This is a genomic window from Flavobacterium frigidarium DSM 17623 (assembly GCF_000425505.1).
In the GTDB taxonomy this organism is placed as follows: Bacteria; Bacteroidota; Bacteroidia; order Flavobacteriales; family Flavobacteriaceae; genus Flavobacterium; species Flavobacterium frigidarium.
Window position 1 is genome coordinate 78,998 of sequence record NZ_AUDO01000013.1, and the last position, 22,206, is coordinate 101,203.

Sequence of the window (22,206 nt, forward strand, 5' to 3'; positions counted from 1 at the left end):
TTGTCTGGGACTTTTTTATTGTAGGTAGTAAATGTACCCTACGTTGAACCACATTAACCAATCATTATTATTGTTTTCGGGATGTAAATTTTTATTAGGATTTAGACCATCAATCCAATCTGAGTTAAAATATTGAAAGCGCACATCAAGCATAAGATCTTGTAGCGCACTTAATTTATATCTCGTACCAATGCTTGCGGCAGCAGATACAGTAAATTTCTTTTCTGTTGTAAATCCTCTTTCCCTTCCATCTGACGGGCTCAAATATTTATAATAAACGGCATTATTAAGATCACGGATGTTTAAAGTGGAGTTAGTGGCTACATTATATTTGCTAGCAAAAAAACCTAGGCCAACATACGGAGCGAAACTATTTACGGTGTTTTCAAAATCATGAATATTCTTTAATTGGTACACGAGTTGCGTGCCTATATTTGTAATTCTGGTGCTCCCATACATTGCTTTTAGTTTTGTGGCATTTGTAGCTTCGGGATTTTGATCGATGTAATTGCTATTGTGTTTCAACTTAAACTGTGTATAGGACAAACTTGTTTGAAGTTTAAAGTGCTCTTTAAAATAGGAGGTTTCTCGTAAAGGATTTCTATTCGAAGAAAAATTTAAAAAATGAGCGATCCCAATTCCAAAACCCAATCGGTCTAAATTAGATGATAGTGTGGTTTTTTGACTGTAGTCAGATTGCAATGCTGCGGGACCAAAAACAACAGCAAGTTCATGTGCGAGTCTGCTTTGAGAATAGGAATTAATTGAAAAGCAATAACTTAAAATAATAATAAGTACAAAATTTTTGAACATATTTAAATTTTTCAGATTCAATCAAAGATATAAAATTGACCTAGTTATTTAGATAATAATTAAAAAATAGCTATGTTTTTCTCAAAATCACTAGTAAATATTCAACGTTTTTTAGGTTTAAACACTCAACAAGTACGTGTTTTTAAGGATTGCGTATATAAAATTTAATTCGTTCAGAAATAGTAAAAAAATGAAATAAAAATAATTTGATATATTGTACCTTTGTATTCAATAACGAAAACGTTTTCTTAAACGTTAATAATCTAAGAATCATGTCACAAAGTATATCTACTTTTATTGAAGCGGTTACTAAAAAGAACCCAAACGAGCCAGAATTTTTACAGGCAGTTCTTGAAGTTGCTGAAACAGTAATTCCTTTTATTGAGGAAAATAAAAAATATCAAAACAAAATGCTTTTAGAGCGTATGGTTGAATCAGACCGTATTATCATGTTTAGAGTGGCTTGGATTGATGATAAAGGTCAAACTCAAGTCAATAGAGGATACCGTATTCAAATGAATTCGGCTATTGGACCATACAAAGGTGGACTTCGTTTTCACCCTTCTGTAAACTTAAGTATTTTGAAATTCCTAGCTTTTGAGCAAACGTTCAAAAACAGTTTAACTACATTACCAATGGGTGGTGGAAAAGGTGGAGCTGACTTTGATCCTAAAGGAAAATCAGACAATGAAGTAATGCGTTTTTGTCAAAGTTTCATGACTGAATTGTCTAAACACATTGGTGCTAACACTGACGTTCCTGCAGGGGATATTGGAGTTGGAGGAAGAGAAGTTGGATACATGTTTGGTCAATATAAAAGATTAAGAAATGAATTTACTGGTGTTTTAACTGGAAAAGGAATTTCTTTTGGGGGTTCATTAATCAGACCTGAAGCTACAGGATACGGAGCAGTTTATTTTGCTCAAAGTATGCTTGAAACTAAAGGAAATAGTTTTGCAGGTAAAACTGTTGTTGTTTCTGGATCTGGAAACGTAGCGCAATATGCTACTGAAAAAGCAACTCAATTAGGTGGTAAAGTAGTTACTTTATCTGATTCTGCTGGATACATCTATGATGCAGATGGAATCGATGCTGATAAATTAGCTTTTGTGATGGAACTTAAAAACGAACTAAGAGGAAGAATTAGCGAGTATGTTGCAAAATATCCAAATGCAAAATATGTTGAAGGAAAACGTCCTTGGGAAGTTAAATGTGATATTGCATTACCATGTGCAACTCAAAATGAATTAAACGAAGACGAGGCTAAAGCACTAGTTGCTAACGGATGTATTTGTGTTGCTGAAGGTGCTAACATGCCTACAACTCCAGATGCTGTTCTTGTTTTTCAAAACGCTAAATTATTGTTTGCTCCAGGAAAAGCATCTAATGCTGGTGGAGTAGCAACTTCTGGTCTTGAAATGTCTCAAAACTCACTAAGATTAAGTTGGTCTTCTGAAGAAGTTGACGAAAAATTAAAAGGAATTATGCTAGCTATTCACGCTTCATGTGTGCAATACGGTAAAGATTCAACTGGATACGTAGATTACGTAAAAGGAGCAAATATCGCTGGATTCGTTAAAGTAGCAGATGCTATGTTAGCACAAGGAGTGGTATAATTGAAACTTTAATAGAGTACAATATAAATGCCTTTTGACCTTATGGTCGAAAGGCATTTTTTTATTAGATAAAGTAAACGATGCTAGCGATTGTGTATCTTTGTTTACCATTCGAAAATAATAAAATCCATTATATAAGACCATTCACGGACTTATTAAAAATTGCAAAATGCTTGTAAAAACTAAAGCTATCGTTCTTTCCTCGCTCAAATTTCAAGAAAAAAGCTTGATTGTAAAATGCTTTACATTATCAAATGGTCTTAAATCTTATTTCGTAAGAGATGCTTTTTCTGGTCGAAAGTCAAACCAAAAGATAGCGTATTTTCAGCCGTTATCTATTTTAGAAATAGAAGCTGTTCACAAAAATAAAGGAACCCTAGAGAATTTTAAAGAAATCAAAATCAGCACTCCTTTTCAAAGTTTGCATACAGATATTTATAAGAGTACTATTGCCATGTTTATTTCAGAAATCTTGTATTACTCTATTCGAGAGGAAGAGGCAAACGAACCCTTATTTAATTATTTAGAAGCCGCTTTTCAATGGTTAGACAACCACGACCAAATCGCAAATTTTCACTTGATATTAATGGTAGAGGTGACAAAGTATCTCGGGTTTTATCCTGATGTTTCCGATGTTGATATGCCCTATTTTGAAATGATTGAGGGAATCTTCTCCCCGTTGCATGCAGTAAGTTCGTTAACTGAGCATGAAACGTCTTTGTTTAAAAAATTGCTTGAATTGAAATTAGGCAATAATGAAAAAGTTTTTCATGTTATAGAAAGACAAATTTTAATTAAAATCTTGATTGAGTATTATCGATTGCATTTAGATGGATTTAAGCATCCCAAATCTTTGGATGTTTTGAAAGAAATTTTCTCGTAATACTAGTTTAAGTCCATTTTTCCATCTATAAAATATCCTTTTCTAACCCTAAAAAAACCTTCTCTATCTATTCCGGTTTGTGAGAAAATCTATTCTATTGAAATTTGATAAAAATTCTATCAAATGAAAATATATATAGTCATCGGGTTTCTATTTTGCTCCCTTTTTTCTTATTCACAAGAAGTGAAAGCAGAGAAATTATGGACATTAGAAGAATGTATCGCTTATGCTAAAGAGAAAAGCATTACCGTTAAATCAGTCGCTTTAACACTAGAATCTGCACAAGTGAATTATGAGAAATCAAAGTCCATGCGTTTACCCAATTTAATGGGTAATATTTCGCAAAATTTCTCTAGTGGTAATACGATTGATCCTATTACGAGTAGCTATGTATCCCAACAAATTAATTCTACCAGTCCTGTTTTAACATCATCTGTTACTTTGTTTCAAGGAAATCAGTTGAACAATCAAATCAAGCAAAATCAATTATTGGTACAACAAAACTCTTTGTATGTTGAGGAGGCCAAAAATAACGTAGCGTTAGGCATTACACAATCGTATTTACAAGCATTGTATAGCAAAGAAGGAATACGCATTGCTGAAAATAATTTGACTTCATCCGAAAAAGAAGTGGCACGTTCTAAAGCGCGATTGGATGCCGGTAGTATTGCTATGAAGGATTACACAGATGCGGTCTCACAAGCAGCAACCAATAAATACACCTTAGTAAGTGCAAAAAACAACTACGCGCAACAGTTGATTGTTTTGAAGCAATTATTAGAATTAACGCCTGAGGATAGTTTCGATATCGCTGATCTTGAAACTCAGAATAGCCTGCTGAGTGTAATTCCTAATAAATTGGAGGTCTATAATCAAGCTATTAACAATTTACCAGAAATTAAAGCAGCTACTTTAAGTAAAGCGGTTTCAGAGAAAGGACTAGATATTGCTAAAGGAGCTTATTTACCTACGCTTTCATTGTCAGGAAGTTTGGGTTCTGGCTATACAAGTATTCAAGACGCCGATTTCCTAGATCAAATGAATTTGAATTTCAATCAAAGAGTAGGCTTGTCTTTGTCGATTCCTATTTTTAATCGAAATCAAACCAAAGGACAAGTACAATTGGCAAAGATTAACATCGAAAGAGCTGACATCGAATCACAAACGGTTCGAAAAGAACTCTACTCAAAAATCGAAACGTCTTGGCAAAATGCAACTGCTTCTGTAGAACAATTAGAAGCTTCAAAAATGGCAACTGATGCTGCGAGTGAATCGTATAAGTTGGCTCAAAAAAGATATGAGTTAAACGATTTGAGCACAACAGATTTAATTGTGAGTCAGAACATGTTTACCAATGCGCAGCAAAATTACATTCAGGCTAAGTACTTGAACATACTATACTTTCAATTATTACAATTTTATCAAGGGAACGAAATTAAACTATAAAATCATGAAGAAGAATATCATTATAAAAGCATCCATTGCAATCGCAGTTTTGGCAATTGCGTATTTCGGGTTTACCTTTTTTTCGGGATCAGAAATTGCAACAATAAAAGCAGAAACGATCAAGGCTAAGAAAGGAGATGTAGTTACTACTGTTACGGCAACTGGAACTTTGCAACCTATTACAGAGGTTAGTGTGGGTACGCAAGTCTCGGGAGTAGTTCAGAAGATTTATGTGGATTACAATAGCGTGGTGAAGCAGGGACAATTATTAGCGGAGCTAGACAAAACTACATTAAATTCGGCAGTTGTTTTGGCACAAGCCGCTTACAATGGCGCAACAAATGAGCAACGCTATATGCAAACCGTTTACAGTCGTCAAAAAACATTGTACGACAGTAGTGTTATCAGTAAATCTGATTTTGATCAAGCTTTATATCAATTAAATAATGCAAAAAGTATTGTTTCACAAAGAGCATCAGATTTGGCCAAAGCCAAAACAAACTTGAGTTATGCCAATATTTACTCGCCAATCGACGGCGTGGTTTTATCAAGAGCGGTAGAAGAAGGGCAAACAGTAGCATCCTCTTTGAGTACGCCAACATTATTTACAATTGCTGAAGATTTAAGCGAAATGCAAGTAGAGGCAAATGTGGATGAAGCCGATATAGGTCAAGTAAAACAAGGACAACGAGTTTCTTTTACGGTAGATGCGTATCAAGGCGAAGAGTTTGCAGGAGTAATTACTCAAGTGAGATTAAACCCAACGACAACAGCAAATGTTGTGACTTATACGGTGGTGATTAAAGCAGAGAATCCAGATTTAAAATTAAAACCAGGATTAACGGCAACGATTACCATTTATACATTAGAATTAAAAAATGTGTTGACGCTTGAAGCAAAAGGAGTCAATTTCGAGCCAGACATGATGGTTTTGAATAACTATCAAAAAGCGAATGGATTTTCATCAATTGCTGAGGCTGCTAAGTCAGGAACTACATCAGGAACAGCTACCATTTGGGTAATGACAAGCCAAGGAATCGCATCCAAAACAGTAAAAACAGGTACTAGTGACGGTATAAATGTCGAAATTCTTAGCGGATTATCAGCGGGTGAAGAAGTTATATATAATCTAAAAGCGTTGACAAAAACCGAAGCAAAATCGGAAGCAGGAGATAATGCTAGTCCGTTCATGCCTAAACCACCAGGAGGGAAAAAATAAAAAATATGTCAAAAACAATTATAAAAATAGAAGATTTGAAACGCTCTTTTACCATGGGTGAAGAGACGGTTCATGCTTTAAAAGGAATCTCGTTTAGCATTCAAGAAGGGGAGTTTGTAACGATTATGGGAACCAGTGGTTCTGGAAAAAGTACACTCCTGAATGTTTTGGGATGTTTAGACCAACCCAATTCTGGTGTTTACCAGATTGATGGTGTTTCGATAAAGGAATTGACTAAAAATGAGTTGGCTCGAATTAGAAATGAGAAAATTGGTTTTATTTTTCAATCTTATAATTTGTTAGCCAGAACTACAGCTATTGAAAATGTGGAGTTGCCGTTGCTTTATAGTACGAAAACATTAACGGCAGAGGAAATTCATGACAAGGCTTTCAAAGCGTTGGAACAAGTGAACCTTTCGGACCGGTTAGACCATACGCCCTCACAACTCTCAGGTGGACAGCAACAAAGAGTTGCGATTGCAAGATCTCTAGTCAACGAACCCGTAGTGATTCTTGCTGATGAAGCCACGGGAAATCTGGATACGAGAACATCATACGAAATTATGGCTTTGTTTCAAGAGTTGAACAAGCAAGGAAAAACCATTCTATTTGTTACACACGAGCCTGATATTGCCACCTTCACAGGGAGAACTATCGTTTTAAAAGACGGGCATATTATCCAAGATTACATCAATAACAATGTTCAATCGGCAGCCGAAGCACTTTTGGCTTTGCCTATAGAAGAAGACTAATATGAGAACGCGAAATTTATTAAAAATATCCTGGAAAGCAATTGTGCTCAATAAAATGCGCACCTTTCTTACGATGCTGGGAATTATCATTGGGGTAGCTTCTGTAATTGCTATGCTTGCCATTGGGGAAGGATCGAAAGAGAGTATCAAAACTCAAATTTCGAGTATGGGCTCTAATATGATTACCATTAGACCAGGTACGGATGTGCGTGGTGGTGTGCGATTAGAAAGAAGCGCCATGGAAACCTTGACCTTAAATGATTATAAGGCGATTGAGAAAGAAACCAAGCTATTAACCTCCGTTTCACCAATGGTCAATAGTGGCGGACAATCTATTTATGGAGCGAATAACTGGCCGACTTCAGTTTATGGGGTGGCGCCAGAATATTTAAAAATCAAAATATGGGATCTAGCCGAAGGCAGTAATTTTACGGACAAGGAAGTGAGCTCGGCTGCGAAAGTCGCGGTTATTGGGCAAACAGTTGCTGAAAATTTATTTAAAGATGGAGAAAGTCCTATCGGGAAGATGATTCGTTTCAATAGTATTCCGCTTAAAATTATTGGTGTTCTAGAGAGCAAAGGAGAAAGTACTTTTGGTCAAGACCAAGATGATGTTATCCTTGCGCCTTATACCACAGTACAAAAAAGAATTTTGGCGATCACGCATTTAGAATCAATTGTAGTTTCATCGATAAGTGAGGAAGAAGCTCCAAATGCTGTAATTGAAATCACGGCTTTACTTAGAAAAAATCATAAGCTAACGACTAACGAAGAAGATGATTTTCATGTTATTTCGATGGAAGAAATGATTAAAACATTCAGTTCTACCAGCGAAATGCTAACGGTTTTATTAGTTGCTATTGCGAGTATCTCCTTGTTAGTGGGCGGAATTGGGATTATGAATATCATGTACGTTTCGGTAAAAGAGCGTACACGAGAAATTGGTTTGCGTATGGCAGTAGGTGGTCAAGGATCTGATATTTTGTTGCAATTTCTTATTGAGGCCATGTTAATCAGTATTACGGGTGGCTTAATTGGTGTATCTTTGGGTCTGGGAGCGACATTATTTATCGAAAATGTGCTACATTGGCCAACTTCGGTGACGAGTTCTTCCATTGTAATTTCGTTTGTAGTCTGTGCCATAACGGGTATATTTTTTGGATGGTATCCTGCTAAGAAAGCTTCAACATTAGATCCTATTACAGCGCTTCGTTACGAATAAAAACAGAATACATGAATTTTATAAAGAGTAAATCAGGCATCGTATTTTTTCATTTAATGGTTTGGCTACTATTGTTTAGTCTTCCGTATCTGTTGTCTTCAGGGCAAAGTCAGGAAATCAGGAATGTAATTGTGCATTCTTGGATTCCTCTGAGTTTGTATGCTGTGCTTTTTTATCTTAATTATTTTGTACTTGTTGATCGTTTTCTGTTTGAAAAAAAAATGGTGCTATACATTGTAGTTAATGTCATTTTGATTGTTCTTTTTGTATGGTTAAATGGTAAAATTAGAGAAGTTTTCTTCGCAGAATTTTTAGCAAATGAAAAACTCGATTTGAAGAAACCTCCAAGAAAGTTTTTCATTTATATTGATATGATAGCTTTTGGAGTGCCTGTTGTTTTTTCTTTGGCTTTAAAAACAATTCAAAGATGGGGCAAAACAGAAGCGGAACGCGTGGAAGCAGCCAACATAAAATTACAGTCTGAATTACAGCATTTAAAGTACCAATTGCAACCACATTTTTTCTTTAATTCACTTAACAATATTTACTCGTTGGTAGATATTTCGCCTGATATGGCCAAGCAAACCATTCATAGTTTAGGAAAATTGATGCGTTATTTATTGTATGAAACCAATAATGAAAAGGTGAGTTTAAAGAACGAAATAAACTTTATGACCAATTATATCGAATTGATGAAGTTACGATTGTATGAGAATACAACAGTGCAATACTCTTTTCCAGATTTAAAAACCGACATACAAATTGCGCCTTTGTTGTTTATTTCTTTAATCGAAAACGCCTTCAAACATGGAGTTTCGGCAGATAAAGCTTCTGCTATAGTTTTCGAAATGAAAATTGAAGACAAGCAATTGAAGTTCTATTCAGAAAATCAAAATTTCCCTAAGACGGATGTTGATAAAAGTGGCTCGGGTATCGGACTTGATAATGTTGAAAAACGACTTTCTTTGTTGTATCCAGATCAGTTTTCTTTTATTGAAAAGGTTGAGGAAGGTGTTTTTTCAGTTTGTTTAAAGATCGAAGTATAAGTTGGTTTGTTTGGAAAGCTTTAAATTTGGAGCAATAGCATAGTATAATTAAGTAAAAATGGGGGAGAAAATATCATGTTTGATTGTGGATGACGAACCAATGGCGTTAAACCTCGTGGAAAGCTATGTCTTGAAAACGCCATTTCTACAATTGGTTAAAAAGTGTCATAGCGGTATCCAAGCCTTATCTTATTTAGATGAAGAGAAAGTGGATTTGATTTTTCTAGACATTCAAATGCCTGATTTAACCGGTTTGCAACTAGCCAAAGTACTTCCTAAATCCACAAGAATAATTTTCACCACTGCTTTTGATCAATATGCTATTGAAGGTTTTAAAGCCGAAGCCTTAGATTATTTGTTAAAACCATTCGATTATTCAGAGTTTTTAATGGCAGCGACTAAAGCCAAAGAATGGTTTGAATTGGTTAAAAACCAAGAGAGAAAAGCACCCGAAACAACTGATTTTCTTTTTGTAAAATCAGAATACAAACAAATCAAAATAAACTTAAAAGACGTTTTGTATTTTGAAAGTTTAAAAGATTACGTCAAAATTTGGCTCAAAGCCGAAACAAAACCCATTCTCACTTTAATGAGTTTGAAAACCCTGGAGGAAGAACTTTCAAGTAATCAATTTATGCGTGTGCATCGTTCTTTTATCGTTGCATTAAATAATATCGATACCATCGAACGCAGTCAAATTCTGATCAATAATCAGCGCATTACAGTTTCCGACCAATATAAAAGTCGGTTTTTAAAATTTGTTTCTAAGAACTCTTTGGATTGATGTTTTAGAATTGTAAATCAATAAATAAGTGTAACTCGTTCATTGTTTATTTAAGCATAAAAGAAAAATTTTTAATAAAAACAAAAAGGGTTTTTATTAAAGCACTCCATAGTAACCGTATATTTATCACAAAAGCTACGGCAATTCATTGTTGCATAGGAGCAATACGTTCTATTAGATTCTTCAAAACAATATCAATTCTGTAAGCAACTTTCGACCTTCGACTTTCGACATTCGACATAATTTTATTACTTTCGCACTTCGATTAAAGAAAAGGATAAAATGAGCACAAAATTTACTGAATACAAAGGACTTGACTTACCTACAGTGGCGTCAGAAGTACTTGATTTCTGGAAGAAAGAAAACATATTTGAAAAAAGTGTAACTACCCGTGAGGGTAATGAGCCATTCGTATTTTTTGAAGGGCCACCTTCTGCAAATGGTTTGCCAGGTATTCACCATGTAATGGCACGTGCTATTAAAGATATTTTTTGCAGATACAAAACTCAAAAAGGGCACCAAGTGAAGCGTAAAGCAGGTTGGGATACTCATGGTTTGCCTGTAGAATTAGGTACTGAGAAAGAACTCGGAATCACGAAAGAAGATATTGGTACAAAGATTTCTATCGAAGAATATAACGAAGCCTGTAAAAAAACAGTAATGCGTTATACCGATGTATGGAATGATTTGACTGAAAAAATGGGATATTGGGTTGATATGGAAGATCCGTATGTGACTTACAAACCTAAATATATGGAGTCAGTTTGGTGGATTTTAAAACAAATCTATAACAAAGACTTAATGTACAAAGGCTATACTATTCAGCCGTATTCTCCAAAAGCAGGAACAGGATTATCTTCGCACGAAGTGAACCAACCCGGCAGTTACCGTGATGTTACGGATACTACTGTGGTGGCGCAATTTAAAGTCCTCACCCCAACCCTCTCCAAAGGAGAGGGAGACGTTGTGGAAAATACTTTTGCCAAAGCATTCGGACTAGACTCCCTTCCCTTCGGGGAGGGCAGGGGTGGGGAATTTTATTTCCTTGCTTGGACAACAACACCTTGGACATTGCCTTCAAACACGGCCTTAACTGTTGGTCCAAAAATTGATTATGTAATTGTAAAAACATTCAATCAATATACTTTCCTACCTACAAATGTGGTTCTGGCTAAAAACTTAGTTGGTAAACAATTTGGGAAAGGATTTTTTGCTAGCGAAGATGCAGCTGATTTTGAGAATTTCAAAGCTGGAGATAAAAAGATACCATACCAAATTATCGCTGAAGCAAAAGGGGCTGACTTAGTCGGAATCAAATACGAACAATTAATGCCGTTAGTATTGCCGTATCAAAATCCTGAAAATGCTTTTAGAGTAATTTCTGGTGATTTTGTTACTATCGAAGACGGAACAGGAATTGTACATACATCTCCAACATTTGGTGCAGATGATGCAAAAGTAGCTAAAGAAGCTACTCCAGAAATTCCACCAATGTTAGTTCTTGATGCCGATGGTACTCCGGTACCGTTAGTAGATTTACAAGGGAAATTCATCCAAGGTTTAGGGGAGTATTCTGGTAAATATGTTAAAAATGAATACTATGACGAGGGTCAAGCTCCAGAACGCTCTGTAGATGTGGAGATTGCAATTCAATTAAAAGAAGAAAATAAAGCATTCAAAGTAGAGAAATATGTCCACAGTTATCCACATTGCTGGAGAACAGACAAGCCTATTTTGTATTATCCGCTAGATTCATGGTTTATAAAAATCACAGAAGTTAGAGATAGAATGTTCGAATTGAACGAAACCATCAACTGGAAGCCAAAAGCAACCGGAGAAGGACGTTTTGGAAACTGGTTGAAAAACGCCAATGACTGGAACTTATCACGTTCAAGATATTGGGGAATTCCATTGCCTATCTGGAGAACTGAAGACAAACAAGAAGAGATATTGATTGGTTCAGTTGAAGAATTATACAACGAAATAGAAAAATCTATTGCAGCTGGTTTCCAAAAAGAAAACCCTTTTAAAGGTTTCGAAATTGGAAATATGGATGAAAGCAATTATGATTTAATCGATTTACACAAAAATGTAGTAGACGAAATCACCTTACTTTCTCCGTCAGGAAAACCAATGACGCGTGAAGCTGATTTGATTGACGTTTGGTTTGATTCTGGTTCGATGCCATATGCACAATGGCATTACCCTTTCGAAAACAAAGAAAAAATTGATCAAAACAAAGATTTCCCAGCTAACTTTATTGCTGAGGGAGTGGATCAAACACGTGGATGGTTTTATACTTTACACGCTATTGGTACTTTGGTTTTTGATAAAGTAGCCTATAAAAATGTAGTTTCGAATGGTTTAGTACTAGACAAAAACGGACAAAAAATGTCTAAACGTTTAGGTAACGCCGCAGATCCATTTAAAACATTGTCAGAGTATGGTCCAGATGCAACACGCTGGTACATGATCTCTAATGCAAATCCTTGGGACAATTTAAAGTTTGACCTAGAAGGAATTGCTGAGGTACGTCGTAAATTCTTTGGAACACTATATAATACCTATTCTTTCTTTAGTTTGTATGCTAATATTGATGGGTTCAAATATGAAGAAGCGGAGATTCCAGTAAATGAAAGACCAGAAATCGATCAATGGATCATCTCTGAGTTGAATACTTTAGTGAAGGATGTAGATGGTTTTTATGCGGATTACGAACCTACAAAAGCCGCACGTGCTATCTCTGATTTCGTTCAAGAAAACTTGAGTAACTGGTACGTACGTTTGTGTCGCCGTCGTTTTTGGAAAGGCGAATATGCACAAGATAAAATTGCTGCATACCAAACATTATATAGCTGTTTATTAACTGTAAGTAAGTTAAGTGCACCTATTGCACCGTTCTTCATGGACAAACTTTACAGAGACTTAACGCAAGCAACACAGTCTGAAAAATTCGATAGTGTACATTTGGCGGAGTTTCCAAAACACGTTGAAAACTTTGTTAATAAATCGTTAGAGAGCAAAATGCAAAAGGCGCAAACCATTTCATCATTGGTTTTATCACTACGTAAGAAAGAGATGATAAAAGTACGCCAACCGTTGCAAAAGGTAATGATACCAGTACTTGACAACAATCAAAGAGCTGAAATTGAGGCCATATCTGACCTGATAAAAGCGGAGGTTAACGTTAAGGAAATCTTATTGTTAGACGATGCTTCGGGTATTTTAGTGAAGCAAATCAAGCCTAATTTTAAAGCATTAGGACCGCGATTTGGTAAAGATATGGGTCTGATTTCTAAAGAGATACAAAATTTCATGGCAGAGCAAATCAGTGAGATTGAGTCCAAAGGAACCATAGATGTTGTTATTGCTGGAAATAGCATAACTTTAACACAGGAAGATGTAGAGATAACATCTCAGGATATAGAGGGTTGGTTGGTTGCAAATTCTAACGGAATCACCGTGGCATTAGATATTGTAATCTCTCCAGAATTGAAAAAAGAAGGAATTGCAAGAGAGCTTGTGAACAGAATTCAGAACATCAGAAAGGATTCTGGTTTTGAAGTAACAGATAAAATAAAAGTGTACTTGCAAAATAATAGTGTACTTGAAGAAGCAGTAGCAATTAATGCTGCATATATAAAGTCAGAAACGTTAACTGAAGAACTGATATTTTCAGATAAATTAGAAGATGGTGCTGAGATTGAATTTGACGAAATAACAACCAAAATTAAAATCACTAAATAAAAAAACGACCATGGTAGATGAAGCAACACGATACTCTGATGCCGACTTAGCAGAGTTTAAGGATATAATTCTTAAAAAAATAGAAAAAGCACAAGCAGATTTAAATTTAATCAAAAGTGCTTACATGAATGACTTAAACAACGGTACAGATGATACATCACCTACATTTAAAGCATTCGAAGAAGGAAGTGAAACAATGTCAAAAGAGGCAAACTCGCAATTAGCGATTCGTCAAGAAAAGTTTATTCGTGATTTAAAAAATGCATTATTCCGTGTTGAGAACAAAACATACGGTTTGTGTAAAGTAACAGGAAAACTGATAGGAAAAGACAGATTAAAAATTGTACCTCATGCTACAATGAGTATAGAAGCTAAAAACTTACAACGATAATCAACATCCAACTATACAATTTAACGCTCCTTTAGGAGCGTTTTTTTTGATAAAATAGTTACTTTTACGCCACTTAAATTAAAAAAAATGTCATTAAAGAAAGCTTACCTTCTCATATTTATAATATTAGTTGTTGATCAAATATCTAAAATATTTGTCAAAACAAATTTCATCTTAGGCGAAGAAGTCGAAATTTTGAGTTGGTTTAAAATTTTATTCATTGAGAATGAAGGGATGGCTTGGGGAACCGAAATTCCAGGGGCATATGGTAAATTGTTTCTAACACTTTTTAGACTAGTTGCTGTAGGTGGTATCGCCTATTGGTTGTATGATTCAGTTCATAATAAGCACAGTTCAAATCATTTAATCATCGCGATCGCATTAATCCTTGCAGGAGCATTTGGTAATATCATAGATTCTGTTTTTTATGGCGTTATTTTCGATGATAGTCACCAGCAATTAGCCACTATTTTCACAAATCAACCATATGGAACCTATTTTCATGGTAAAGTAGTAGATATGTTTTACTTCCCTATCTGGCATGGTATTTTACCAAGTTGGTTGCCTATTTGGGGCGGACGTGATTTTACATTTTTCAATGCTATTTTTAACGTTGCTGATATGGCAATATGCGTGGGTGTAGGAATTCTAATTTTCTTCAATAAAAAAGCTTTCAATAAGTAATATTGTAATTAGGAGCTATTTCCTGCTGTACACTATATCTCTTATGGCGAACCACGCCACAAGAGGATGCCGTTTCCATCAGGGCTAAGCGCAAAATATAAATTAGACACTATTAAAGGTTCAAGTAAATTCAAATAGAAAAAGGGTAACGATGTATAATCGTTACCCTTTTTTTCTATTTTGAACAATGCTTATTTAAGCATCGATAAATCAGCGGCTCCTCTTACCTCAGTAGAGATCTCACCTATCGCTCCAGCATTATATTGCGCGGCTGTATATACTTTTACAAAGTCGATTCCTTTTAGGTTAACAGGATTTCCATTGTCATCTACTGCCCAATTAATGTCCATTACATTACCGCCATATTTACTGTATTCGGCATCATAGTTATCAGCATATCCCCATTCTAATGCATCAATACTTACATATCTATCAACGTTAACAATAGGAAAAACTCTTGTTCCTTTAAAAACAAGTTCGGTTAAACTAGTTGCAAATAACGGGTAGTAATTTTGCGTATGATAACTATTAATTGCTACAATATCATTGCTTCCTTTATTGTCAGTCCAAGACACATCTTTATAACTTCCAGGATTTGTATAAGTAACTTGATAATTTTTAATAGTACGCTCATTAGTATAGTTGCTTCCTGCTAATTCATACCATTTGTCGTCTGCGATTCCGTTGCCGTTACTGTCAAATGAAACTTGAACAATACCAGGTTCAGATCCTCCTTTGAAAGCATTACCATAAACAACAAAATCTTTACTATCAACTGCATTTTCAATGGTGTGATCAAATGTAAAAATTACATAACCTCCCCAGGCTCCCAGAGATAGGGTATTGGTTTTAGAACCAACAATTTTTTCAGCAGCCTCTGGTGTTCCAAAACCACTATTGATGAATTGACCAGGAGCAGGTAAATACTGCATAACTTTAGAGATAAACTGTGAACTTGTTTCTATTTTGGCTCTAAAATATAAAGCATACGGATCAGAAATTTTTACTTCGTAACTTCTCTCGATAGTATTTGTATTAGAAATAGCTATAAATTGAAGGGTAAAAGCTTCTGCACTTTCAGATAAAAAATTTATTTCTTGGGTTGTAGCAATCTCAACTCCATCTTTAAGCCATTGAAACTTTACTGTTTCGTCTAGGTTTGAGATTTCAGGATTAATAATAATTGGATCTCCCAATGTTAGTTCATAAGTAACCTGATATTCGGTAGTGGTAAAAGCGATAGGTGTGCCGTTGTCATCATTGTCAGAGCATGAGCTCAGCAAAAGTAGGGCGCTGAAAAGTACCAAAAAATAATGTGTAAATTTGTTTTGCATTTGAATTGTATTTAAAATTAATAATTGTGATTAACTTAATTACAAAACAGTAAGGAATGAAAAATAGGAATAGAAAGACTACTCCAAAGCGATAACTCCCGAAAGCTTTGTTGTTGTGATTCTTGGCAGGTCTTCTGACTCATTCCACTTTTTATACCTTCCCATCAATTGTGACAGTGGTTCTTATAAAAAGTATTTCCTGATTACATCAGGTACGAATTTACAGCAGCGGGAACTGTTCAGGATTTACACCTGATTCCCTTTTAATGCTTTTCCTTGAAATAAAAGCAACCAAAAAGCGTGCAAAACTAAGCTTTTTTTCTGAGAGTAAATCTTACAATCTAGCTTTTTACATAATAATGATCTGCACTGAATATCATTATTATCAAATAAGAAAATATTTGGAGTTAAGTAACAGTATTAATTAAATGTGTAGATTTTTTCAGGAGTGACGCAATAATTCAAAGGAATGTCATTTTCAAAAACATCACTAATGATTTCCTCTGCTTCAAAAAAAGATAAACCTATCTTAATAGCGTCAGCAGTGCATTCAGATAAAAATTTGTCATAAAACCCTTTGCCATAACCTACTCGGTGACCTTTTAAATCAAAAGCTAAAAGTGGTACAAAAACAACTTCTATTTTTTTAGATGCTACTTCGATTCCGTCTACTGGTTCGGGAATGTTGTATTCGTTTTTTTTGATTTTAGTATTATCCGTTAATAGAAAATGAGTCATTTCTCGGGTTTCAAAATCAGATTTGGAGATAATAATATCCTTGTCTCTTCCTGAAAGCAAATGCAAAATCAATTCAGTATCAATTTCCTTATGTTCAGTTATAGACAAGAAAATATGAAAGTAATTTTTATCCCAAATAGGTAGTTTCAATAAGGCATTGGCTATAGCCATACTTTTTTCTTCAATAAGATCTACTGAAAGTTCCTGACGCAAACTTTTATACTTTTTTCTTAACTCTTTTTTACTCTGTTGCATCAGCTATTTTTTTTGAAATATGGTATACTGCATCACCTTGATAAGCGATAGGAGCTTGGTTTGCATTGATAACATAGCCATCATGAGGTGCTTTGATTTTTCGAACAAATTTCCCAAAAGGATCTGTAATTGTAGCGAGAACAGTGCCCTTATCTACAAAGGAACCCACTTTACCGTTATCGTGTAAAAGCCCTGAACATTTTGCTCTAATCCACACCGATCTCTCTATGTAAATTGTTTTCTGGCTAGGCTCTTTAATTTCGTGTTTAGGGTCAAGCATTTCAAGGTGCCTTAAAATTCTTTTGGCTCCATCAGTTCCTGCATCGGCAACGGGGTAATTTATATCTAGTGACTTTCCACCTTCAAAAAGCAGCATTTTCACATTTAGCTTTTGACTTGCGTTTCTAAAACTGCCTCCTATATTTTTTGAGAATAGTGTAAAGGGTGCGCTGAAGGCGTCGGCCAAAGTTTTTAATTCGTCATTGTTAGGAGCTAGTCTAATTTGTGGAGCATTGAATCTACTTGCGCCACCGGCATGAAAATCTACGGCATAGTCAACATGAGGCATGATTTCGGTAAGGATGTGGTAAGCAAATCGACTGGCTAGAGAACCTTTTTTGCTCCCTGGGAAAACTCTATTTAAATCGCGACCATCGGGGAATTCTCGAGATTTATTAATAAAACCAAACATATTAATAACGGGAATACAGATAATGGTTCCTCTCTTTGGTTTGTTTATTTTTCGAATAATTAACTGTCGTACAATTTCGATTCCGTTAATCTCATCACCATGAATTCCAGCCGAGAAAAGTACGGTGGGACCGTCAATTTTCGAGCGTTGCACAATGATTGGGATTTTCAATTTAGTAGTGTTGTGCAGTTTTGCAATTTCCATATTTATGGTCTTGCTCTCCCCAGGTAAAATGGATTGTCCTAGAATGGTAATCTCTTTTGAATTTTTCATATTGAATTAAAAGTTAAAAATAGAAATAATTATTTGGATTTCGTAAATTTGAAAATAAATCAATGGGCTTTAGTAGAATTTAAAGCATCTTCTAGGTTTGCAGCGTAATTTAGCGCTTTTTTACATATACATAACAATGCAGAAACCCACACTCGAACTTCAAATACAAACATTGCCAGATGGACCTGGTGTATACCAATACTACGATAAAGAGGGTAAAATCCTTTATGTAGGAAAGGCAAAAAATTTAAAAAAACGCGTTTCATCTTATTTTAATAAAGTACACGATACAGCCAAAACAAATGTTCTGGTTAAGAAAATTGTTACTATAAAACACATCGTTGTTCCTACCGAAACCGATGCGCTTTTATTAGAAAACAATTTAATCAAAACATTGCAGCCACGCTATAATGTATTGCTTCGTGATGATAAAACGTACCCTTGGATTTGTATAAAAAAGGAACCTTTCTCTCGTATTTTTGCCACCCGTAGAATGGTTAAAGATGGCTCAGAATATTTTGGGCCGTATACTAGTTTTAAAACAGTAAATACGATCTTAGAATTAATAAAAGAATTGTATCCTTTACGCACGTGTAACTATGATTTAACACCTTCAAATATTGATAGTGGGAAATTTAAAGTGTGTCTTGAATACCATATAGGCAATTGTAAAGGACCATGTGAAGGGTATGAAAGCCTTGAAAATTACCAAAAACAAGTGGACGCTATTCGCGAAATCCTAAAAGGGAATTTCAAAGAAAGCATGAAGGATTTCAAGCGCGTGATGATTGAGCTTGCTCAGGATATGCACTTTGAAGAAGCGCAAAAAATTAAAGAAAAGATAGAGGTTTTAGAAAATTATCAATCACGTTCTACAATTATAAACCCTAAAATCACCAACATCGACGTGTTCTCTATCGTATCTGATGAAGCGGCTGGTTTCGTAAATTTTCTCCAGATTTCGCATGGCTCGATCATTCGGTCACACACCATGGAAATCAAGAAAAAACTGGAGGAAACAGATGAGGAATTATTAGAATTAGCAATTATCGAACTCCGAGAGCGTTTTCAGTTACTATCTAAGGAAATTATTGTTCCATTTCAAGTGGACTTGGGTGAAAACATTAAGGTCACTGTTCCTCAATTAGGAGATAAAAAGCAAATTCTAGATCTTTCTATTCGAAATGCTAAATTTTATAGAATCGAACAATTGAAGCAATTGCAAATTGTAGACCCTGACCGACACACTACTAGAATCATGGCGCAAATGCAGAAAGATTTGCGACTACCTGTAGAGCCGCGTCATATAGAATGTTTTGACAACTCAAATATTCAAGGAACAAATCCAGTAGCAGCTTGTGTTGTTTTTAAAGATGGAAAACCTAGTAAAAAAGACTACCGACACTTCAATATAAAAACGGTAGAAGGACCTGACGATTTTGCGTCGATGACCGAGGTTGTTTACCGCAGGTATAAAAGATTGCTTGATGAAAACGAACCCCTTCCTAATTTAATTATTATTGATGGTGGTAAAGGGCAACTTTCTGCTGCTTTAAAAAGTTTAGACGATTTAGAATTGCGTGGTAAAATAGCTATAATAGGAATTGCAAAACGCTTAGAAGAGCTTTTTTATCCAGGTGATTCGGTGCCATTATATTTAGATAAAAAATCAGAGACTTTAAAAGTCATACAACAATTGCGTAATGAGGCGCACCGTTTTGGAATCACACACCACCGCGATAAACGTAGTAAAGCTGCACTGAATTCTTCGATAGAGTCCATTCCCGGCATTGGAGAAAAAACAATGTTAACGCTCATTCAGCATTTTAAAAGTGTAAAAAGATTGAAATTAGCGACAGAAAAAGAAATAACAGATGTGATTGGTGTGTCGAAAGCAAAAAAAATTGTCGACTTTTACAAAAACATAACTAAGTCATAGCTAAGAACTTATTACTATCTTGATTTTATAATCCACCTATTCCTATGAATAAATACTTATTGTTAGTTATTTCATTTTTTGCTTTTTCAACTGTGTTCGCACAAGAGCACAATCGTCCAAAAATTGGCTTGGTGTTGAGCGGTGGTGGAGCAAAAGGTTTTGCACATATAGGTGTTTTAAAAGTATTAGAAGATGCAGGTATTAAAATTGATTACATAGGAGGCACGAGCATGGGTGCGGTAATTGGAGGATTGTACGCCTCAGGATACACTGCTAATCAAATTGATTCGGTATTTCAAGTTACTAATTTTGATAAACTTATCAATGACTATATTCCGCGTTCCTCAAAGAATTTTTACGAAAAAAGAAATGACGAACTCTATGCCTTAGTGCTGCCTTTTACTAAATTTAGAGTGGGTATTCCTGAGGCCCTTTCTAAAGGGATGTATAATTTTAATTTGATAAGTAAATTAACGCGTCATGTACGTCATGTGCGCGACTTTAATCAATTGCCTATTCCGTTCTTATGCATAGGTACAGATATTGAAACTGGAAAACAAGTGATTCTTGATAGAGGGAATTTGGCGCAAGCAATTATAGCTAGTGCTGCTTTTCCGTCCCTATTTTCACCAGTTGAAGTGGATGGAAAACTACTTGTAGATGGTGGTGTAACTAATAATTATCCCATTGATGAAGTAATAAAGTTGGGCGCTGACATTATCATTGGTGTCGATGTTCAAGACGATTTGCTTACGCGTAAATCTTTAAAAGATGCTACACGCATATTAGTGCAGATAACAAATTTGCATTCGATCGAAAAAATGAAAGAGAATATCGCTCAAACAGATATTTATATTAAACCAGATATTAAAGACTATGGTGTGATCTCATTTGACAAAGGAAACGAAATTATTAAAAAAGGTGAAAATGCAACTTTTGCAGTCTACGATAAAATACAGTTACTAGCCAAAGATCAAGAACCTTATACAAAACCAAAATTAGTAGTTCCTAAAGACAGCATCGATATCAAAGAAATTAATATCAATCATCTTGATAATTTTACAAGAGATTATGTATTAGGAAAATTACGATTTAAACCGCAGTCAAAAATTGCCTACAGTCAGTTAGAAAGAGGAATTAATAACATTAATGCCACACAAAATTTTAGTACAATTAGTTATTCCCTTGAAGATGGTGGCGGAAAAGACAATTTAAAATTAGACTTAACAGAAAATCAAACTAAGTCTTATCTAAAATTCGGTTTGCATTTTGACGGCTTATTTAAAAGCGGAATCTTAATTAACTTAACAAGAAGAAAGACTTTTTTTAAAAATGATGTCGCTTCCTTAGATGTTATTTTAGGAGATAATTTCAGATATGATTTTAATTACTATGTAGAAAACGGATATAATTTAAGTTTGGGTTTTAAATCAAATTACAATCAGTTTAATAGAAACGTAGCTAGAGAATTGAGTGGAATCGATCCTACGGTTGTGGGAGCAAATACTATTAATGTCGATTTTTCTGATTACACTAGTCAAATTTATTTTCAGTCTTTATTTGTGCAAAAGTTCTTGATAGGTGGAGGTTTAGAATACAAATTCCTTAAAATTAAATCAGAAACTGTGGTGAATGCAAGTCCTATATTTGATAAGAGTAGCTATTTTAGTACGTTCGCTTATATGAATTACGACTCATTCGATAGTAAAAATTTTCCAACAAGAGGATGGTATTTTTCTGGAGATATCAAATCGTATTTATTCTCATCAGATTATACAAAAACTTTCGAACCTTTTAGTATTGTAAAAGCTGATTTTGGTGTGGCGGCTACAGTATTTAACCATGCGACAGTAAAATTACAAACAGATGCTGGATTGTCTTTTGGTAATGAGAGTGTGCCGTTTTTTAATTTTATTTTAGGTGGTTATGGTTATAAGCCTATTAACAATTTTAAACATTTCTATGGATACGACTTTTTGAGCATTGCGGGCGATAGTTATATTAAGACGGCGGTAACATTTGACTATCAATTATTCAAAAATAGCCACGTAAATTTTACGGCTAATTATGCAAATTTAGGAAACAGAATATTCGAATCTGTAGATTGGATATCGCTTCCTAAATATTCAGGATACGCGTTAGGTTATGGCTTAGAAACAGTAATTGGTCCTATCGAAATCAAGCATTCTTGGTCTCCAGAAAACTCAAAAGGCTATACTTGGTTTAGTGTAGGTTTTATGTTTTAAATTTTATATTATTCAATAATAATTCCGATATTTGTTATTATGAAAACGAAATGGGCAGGTTTATTAGAATATCTTCAATTCCTTATCAAGAGAAATCCTGAATAAGTCATCTTTTTTTGATTTAGAA

General features: G+C 34.8%; 17 protein-coding genes and 1 riboswitch. Of the genes, 13 read left to right on the top strand and 4 right to left on the bottom strand.

The genetic code is table 11. From position 1 onward, the window contains the following. Positions 1-15: 15 nt before the first annotated feature. A complete protein-coding gene (locus H603_RS0109685) occupies positions 16-813 on the bottom strand; it encodes a THC0290_0291 family protein (RefSeq protein ID WP_026708413.1) in 798 nt (265 codons plus the stop codon). A gap of 272 nt (positions 814-1,085) precedes the next feature. Here H603_RS0109685 and gdhA point away from each other — a divergent pair, with 272 nt between their 5' ends. From gdhA to H603_RS0109740, 11 genes are all read left to right on the top strand, one after another. Beyond that, entirely contained in the window at positions 1,086-2,429 is a 1,344-nt protein-coding gene (gdhA, locus tag H603_RS0109690; RefSeq protein ID WP_026708414.1) for an NADP-specific glutamate dehydrogenase, read from the top strand. Between the two features lie 169 nt (positions 2,430-2,598). Then, positions 2,599-3,312, top strand: coding sequence for a DNA repair protein RecO (gene recO / locus H603_RS0109695; protein ID WP_026708415.1), 714 nt, complete (start codon positions 2,599-2,601; stop codon positions 3,310-3,312). A 123-nt stretch (positions 3,313-3,435) separates the two neighbouring features. Further along, positions 3,436-4,758, top strand: coding sequence for a TolC family protein (locus tag H603_RS0109700; protein WP_026708416.1), 1,323 nt, complete (start codon positions 3,436-3,438; stop codon positions 4,756-4,758). Between the two features lie 4 nt (positions 4,759-4,762). Then, positions 4,763-5,977 carry an efflux RND transporter periplasmic adaptor subunit gene (locus H603_RS0109705; protein WP_026708417.1) on the top strand — a complete coding sequence of 405 codons (1,215 nt, stop codon included), beginning with the start codon at positions 4,763-4,765 and terminating at the stop codon, positions 5,975-5,977. Between the two features lie 5 nt (positions 5,978-5,982). Continuing rightward, positions 5,983-6,729, top strand: coding sequence for an ABC transporter ATP-binding protein (locus H603_RS0109710; RefSeq protein ID WP_026708418.1), 747 nt, complete (start codon positions 5,983-5,985; stop codon positions 6,727-6,729). Between the two features lies 1 nt (position 6,730). Then, positions 6,731-7,951 carry an ABC transporter permease gene (locus tag H603_RS0109715; RefSeq protein WP_026708419.1) on the top strand — a complete coding sequence of 407 codons (1,221 nt, stop codon included), beginning with the start codon at positions 6,731-6,733 and terminating at the stop codon, positions 7,949-7,951. Between the two features lie 11 nt (positions 7,952-7,962). Continuing rightward, a complete protein-coding gene (locus tag H603_RS0109720) occupies positions 7,963-8,997 on the top strand; it encodes a sensor histidine kinase (RefSeq protein WP_026708420.1) in 1,035 nt (344 codons plus the stop codon). A 58-nt stretch (positions 8,998-9,055) separates the two neighbouring features. Beyond that, positions 9,056-9,781, top strand: a complete 726-nt coding sequence (locus H603_RS0109725; protein ID WP_026708421.1) for a LytR/AlgR family response regulator transcription factor — start codon at positions 9,056-9,058, stop codon at positions 9,779-9,781. Positions 9,782-10,063: 282 nt separating this feature from the next. Next, positions 10,064-13,528: an isoleucine--tRNA ligase gene (gene ileS / locus H603_RS0109730; RefSeq protein WP_026708422.1), complete on the top strand. Its 3,465-nt coding sequence runs from the start codon at positions 10,064-10,066 to the stop codon at positions 13,526-13,528. 10 nt (positions 13,529-13,538) lie between these two features. Further along, positions 13,539-13,919 (top strand): TraR/DksA family transcriptional regulator, encoded by a 381-nt coding sequence (locus tag H603_RS0109735; RefSeq protein WP_026708423.1) that lies wholly within the window; start codon positions 13,539-13,541, stop codon positions 13,917-13,919. A gap of 87 nt (positions 13,920-14,006) precedes the next feature. After that, positions 14,007-14,603: a lipoprotein signal peptidase gene (locus H603_RS0109740; RefSeq protein ID WP_026708424.1), complete on the top strand. Its 597-nt coding sequence runs from the start codon at positions 14,007-14,009 to the stop codon at positions 14,601-14,603. Between the two features lie 191 nt (positions 14,604-14,794). Here the strand turns inward: H603_RS0109740 and H603_RS16680 are convergent, their stop codons facing one another. The 3 genes from H603_RS16680 to H603_RS0109760 all read right to left on the bottom strand — a co-directional run bounded on the left by H603_RS16680 (position 14,795) and on the right by H603_RS0109760 (position 17,894). Next, on the bottom strand, positions 14,795-15,937 hold the full coding sequence (locus H603_RS16680; RefSeq protein WP_051219264.1) for a hypothetical protein: 1,143 nt from the start codon (positions 15,935-15,937) through the stop codon (positions 14,795-14,797). A 107-nt stretch (positions 15,938-16,044) separates the two neighbouring features. After that, a riboswitch (cobalamin riboswitch) is annotated at positions 16,045-16,248 on the bottom strand. Positions 16,249-16,357: 109 nt separating this feature from the next. Then, positions 16,358-16,930 (bottom strand): 5-formyltetrahydrofolate cyclo-ligase, encoded by a 573-nt coding sequence (locus H603_RS0109755; RefSeq protein ID WP_026708425.1) that lies wholly within the window; start codon positions 16,928-16,930, stop codon positions 16,358-16,360. Then, entirely contained in the window at positions 16,917-17,894 is a 978-nt protein-coding gene (locus tag H603_RS0109760) for a succinylglutamate desuccinylase/aspartoacylase family protein (protein ID WP_026708426.1), read from the bottom strand. Before H603_RS0109760 ends, H603_RS0109755 begins: the two co-directional genes overlap by 14 nt. 136 nt (positions 17,895-18,030) lie before the next feature. On the opposite strand from H603_RS0109760, the gene uvrC reads away from it, so the two are divergent. Further along, positions 18,031-19,833, top strand: a complete 1,803-nt coding sequence (gene uvrC / locus H603_RS0109765) for an excinuclease ABC subunit UvrC (RefSeq protein ID WP_026708427.1) — start codon at positions 18,031-18,033, stop codon at positions 19,831-19,833. Positions 19,834-19,877: 44 nt separating this feature from the next. Further along, positions 19,878-22,079, top strand: a complete 2,202-nt coding sequence (locus H603_RS0109770) for a patatin-like phospholipase family protein (protein WP_051219265.1) — start codon at positions 19,878-19,880, stop codon at positions 22,077-22,079. Positions 22,080-22,206 lie beyond the last annotated feature (127 nt).

Excerpts from the sequence above, each read along its gene's own strand:
- H603_RS16680 (WP_051219264.1), bottom strand. The coding sequence starts at position 15,937 with ATGCAAAACAAATTTACACATTATTTTTTGGTACTTTTCAGCGCCCTA.
- H603_RS0109760 (WP_026708426.1), bottom strand. The coding sequence starts at position 17,894 with ATGAAAAATTCAAAAGAGATTACCATTCTAGGACAATCCATTTTACCT.
- H603_RS0109740 (WP_026708424.1), top strand. The coding sequence starts at position 14,007 with ATGTCATTAAAGAAAGCTTACCTTCTCATATTTATAATATTAGTTGTT.
- H603_RS0109685 (WP_026708413.1), bottom strand. The coding sequence starts at position 813 with ATGTTCAAAAATTTTGTACTTATTATTATTTTAAGTTATTGCTTTTCA.
- H603_RS0109735 (WP_026708423.1), top strand. The coding sequence starts at position 13,539 with ATGGTAGATGAAGCAACACGATACTCTGATGCCGACTTAGCAGAGTTT.
- H603_RS0109715 (WP_026708419.1), top strand. The coding sequence starts at position 6,731 with ATGAGAACGCGAAATTTATTAAAAATATCCTGGAAAGCAATTGTGCTC.
- ileS (WP_026708422.1), top strand. The coding sequence starts at position 10,064 with ATGAGCACAAAATTTACTGAATACAAAGGACTTGACTTACCTACAGTG.
- H603_RS0109755 (WP_026708425.1), bottom strand. The coding sequence starts at position 16,930 with ATGCAACAGAGTAAAAAAGAGTTAAGAAAAAAGTATAAAAGTTTGCGT.
- H603_RS0109720 (WP_026708420.1), top strand. The coding sequence starts at position 7,963 with ATGAATTTTATAAAGAGTAAATCAGGCATCGTATTTTTTCATTTAATG.
- uvrC (WP_026708427.1), top strand. The coding sequence starts at position 18,031 with ATGCAGAAACCCACACTCGAACTTCAAATACAAACATTGCCAGATGGA.
- recO (WP_026708415.1), top strand. The coding sequence starts at position 2,599 with ATGCTTGTAAAAACTAAAGCTATCGTTCTTTCCTCGCTCAAATTTCAA.
- H603_RS0109770 (WP_051219265.1), top strand. The coding sequence starts at position 19,878 with ATGAATAAATACTTATTGTTAGTTATTTCATTTTTTGCTTTTTCAACT.
- gdhA (WP_026708414.1), top strand. The coding sequence starts at position 1,086 with ATGTCACAAAGTATATCTACTTTTATTGAAGCGGTTACTAAAAAGAAC.
- H603_RS0109700 (WP_026708416.1), top strand. The coding sequence starts at position 3,436 with ATGAAAATATATATAGTCATCGGGTTTCTATTTTGCTCCCTTTTTTCT.
- H603_RS0109705 (WP_026708417.1), top strand. The coding sequence starts at position 4,763 with ATGAAGAAGAATATCATTATAAAAGCATCCATTGCAATCGCAGTTTTG.
- H603_RS0109710 (WP_026708418.1), top strand. The coding sequence starts at position 5,983 with ATGTCAAAAACAATTATAAAAATAGAAGATTTGAAACGCTCTTTTACC.
- H603_RS0109725 (WP_026708421.1), top strand. The coding sequence starts at position 9,056 with ATGGGGGAGAAAATATCATGTTTGATTGTGGATGACGAACCAATGGCG.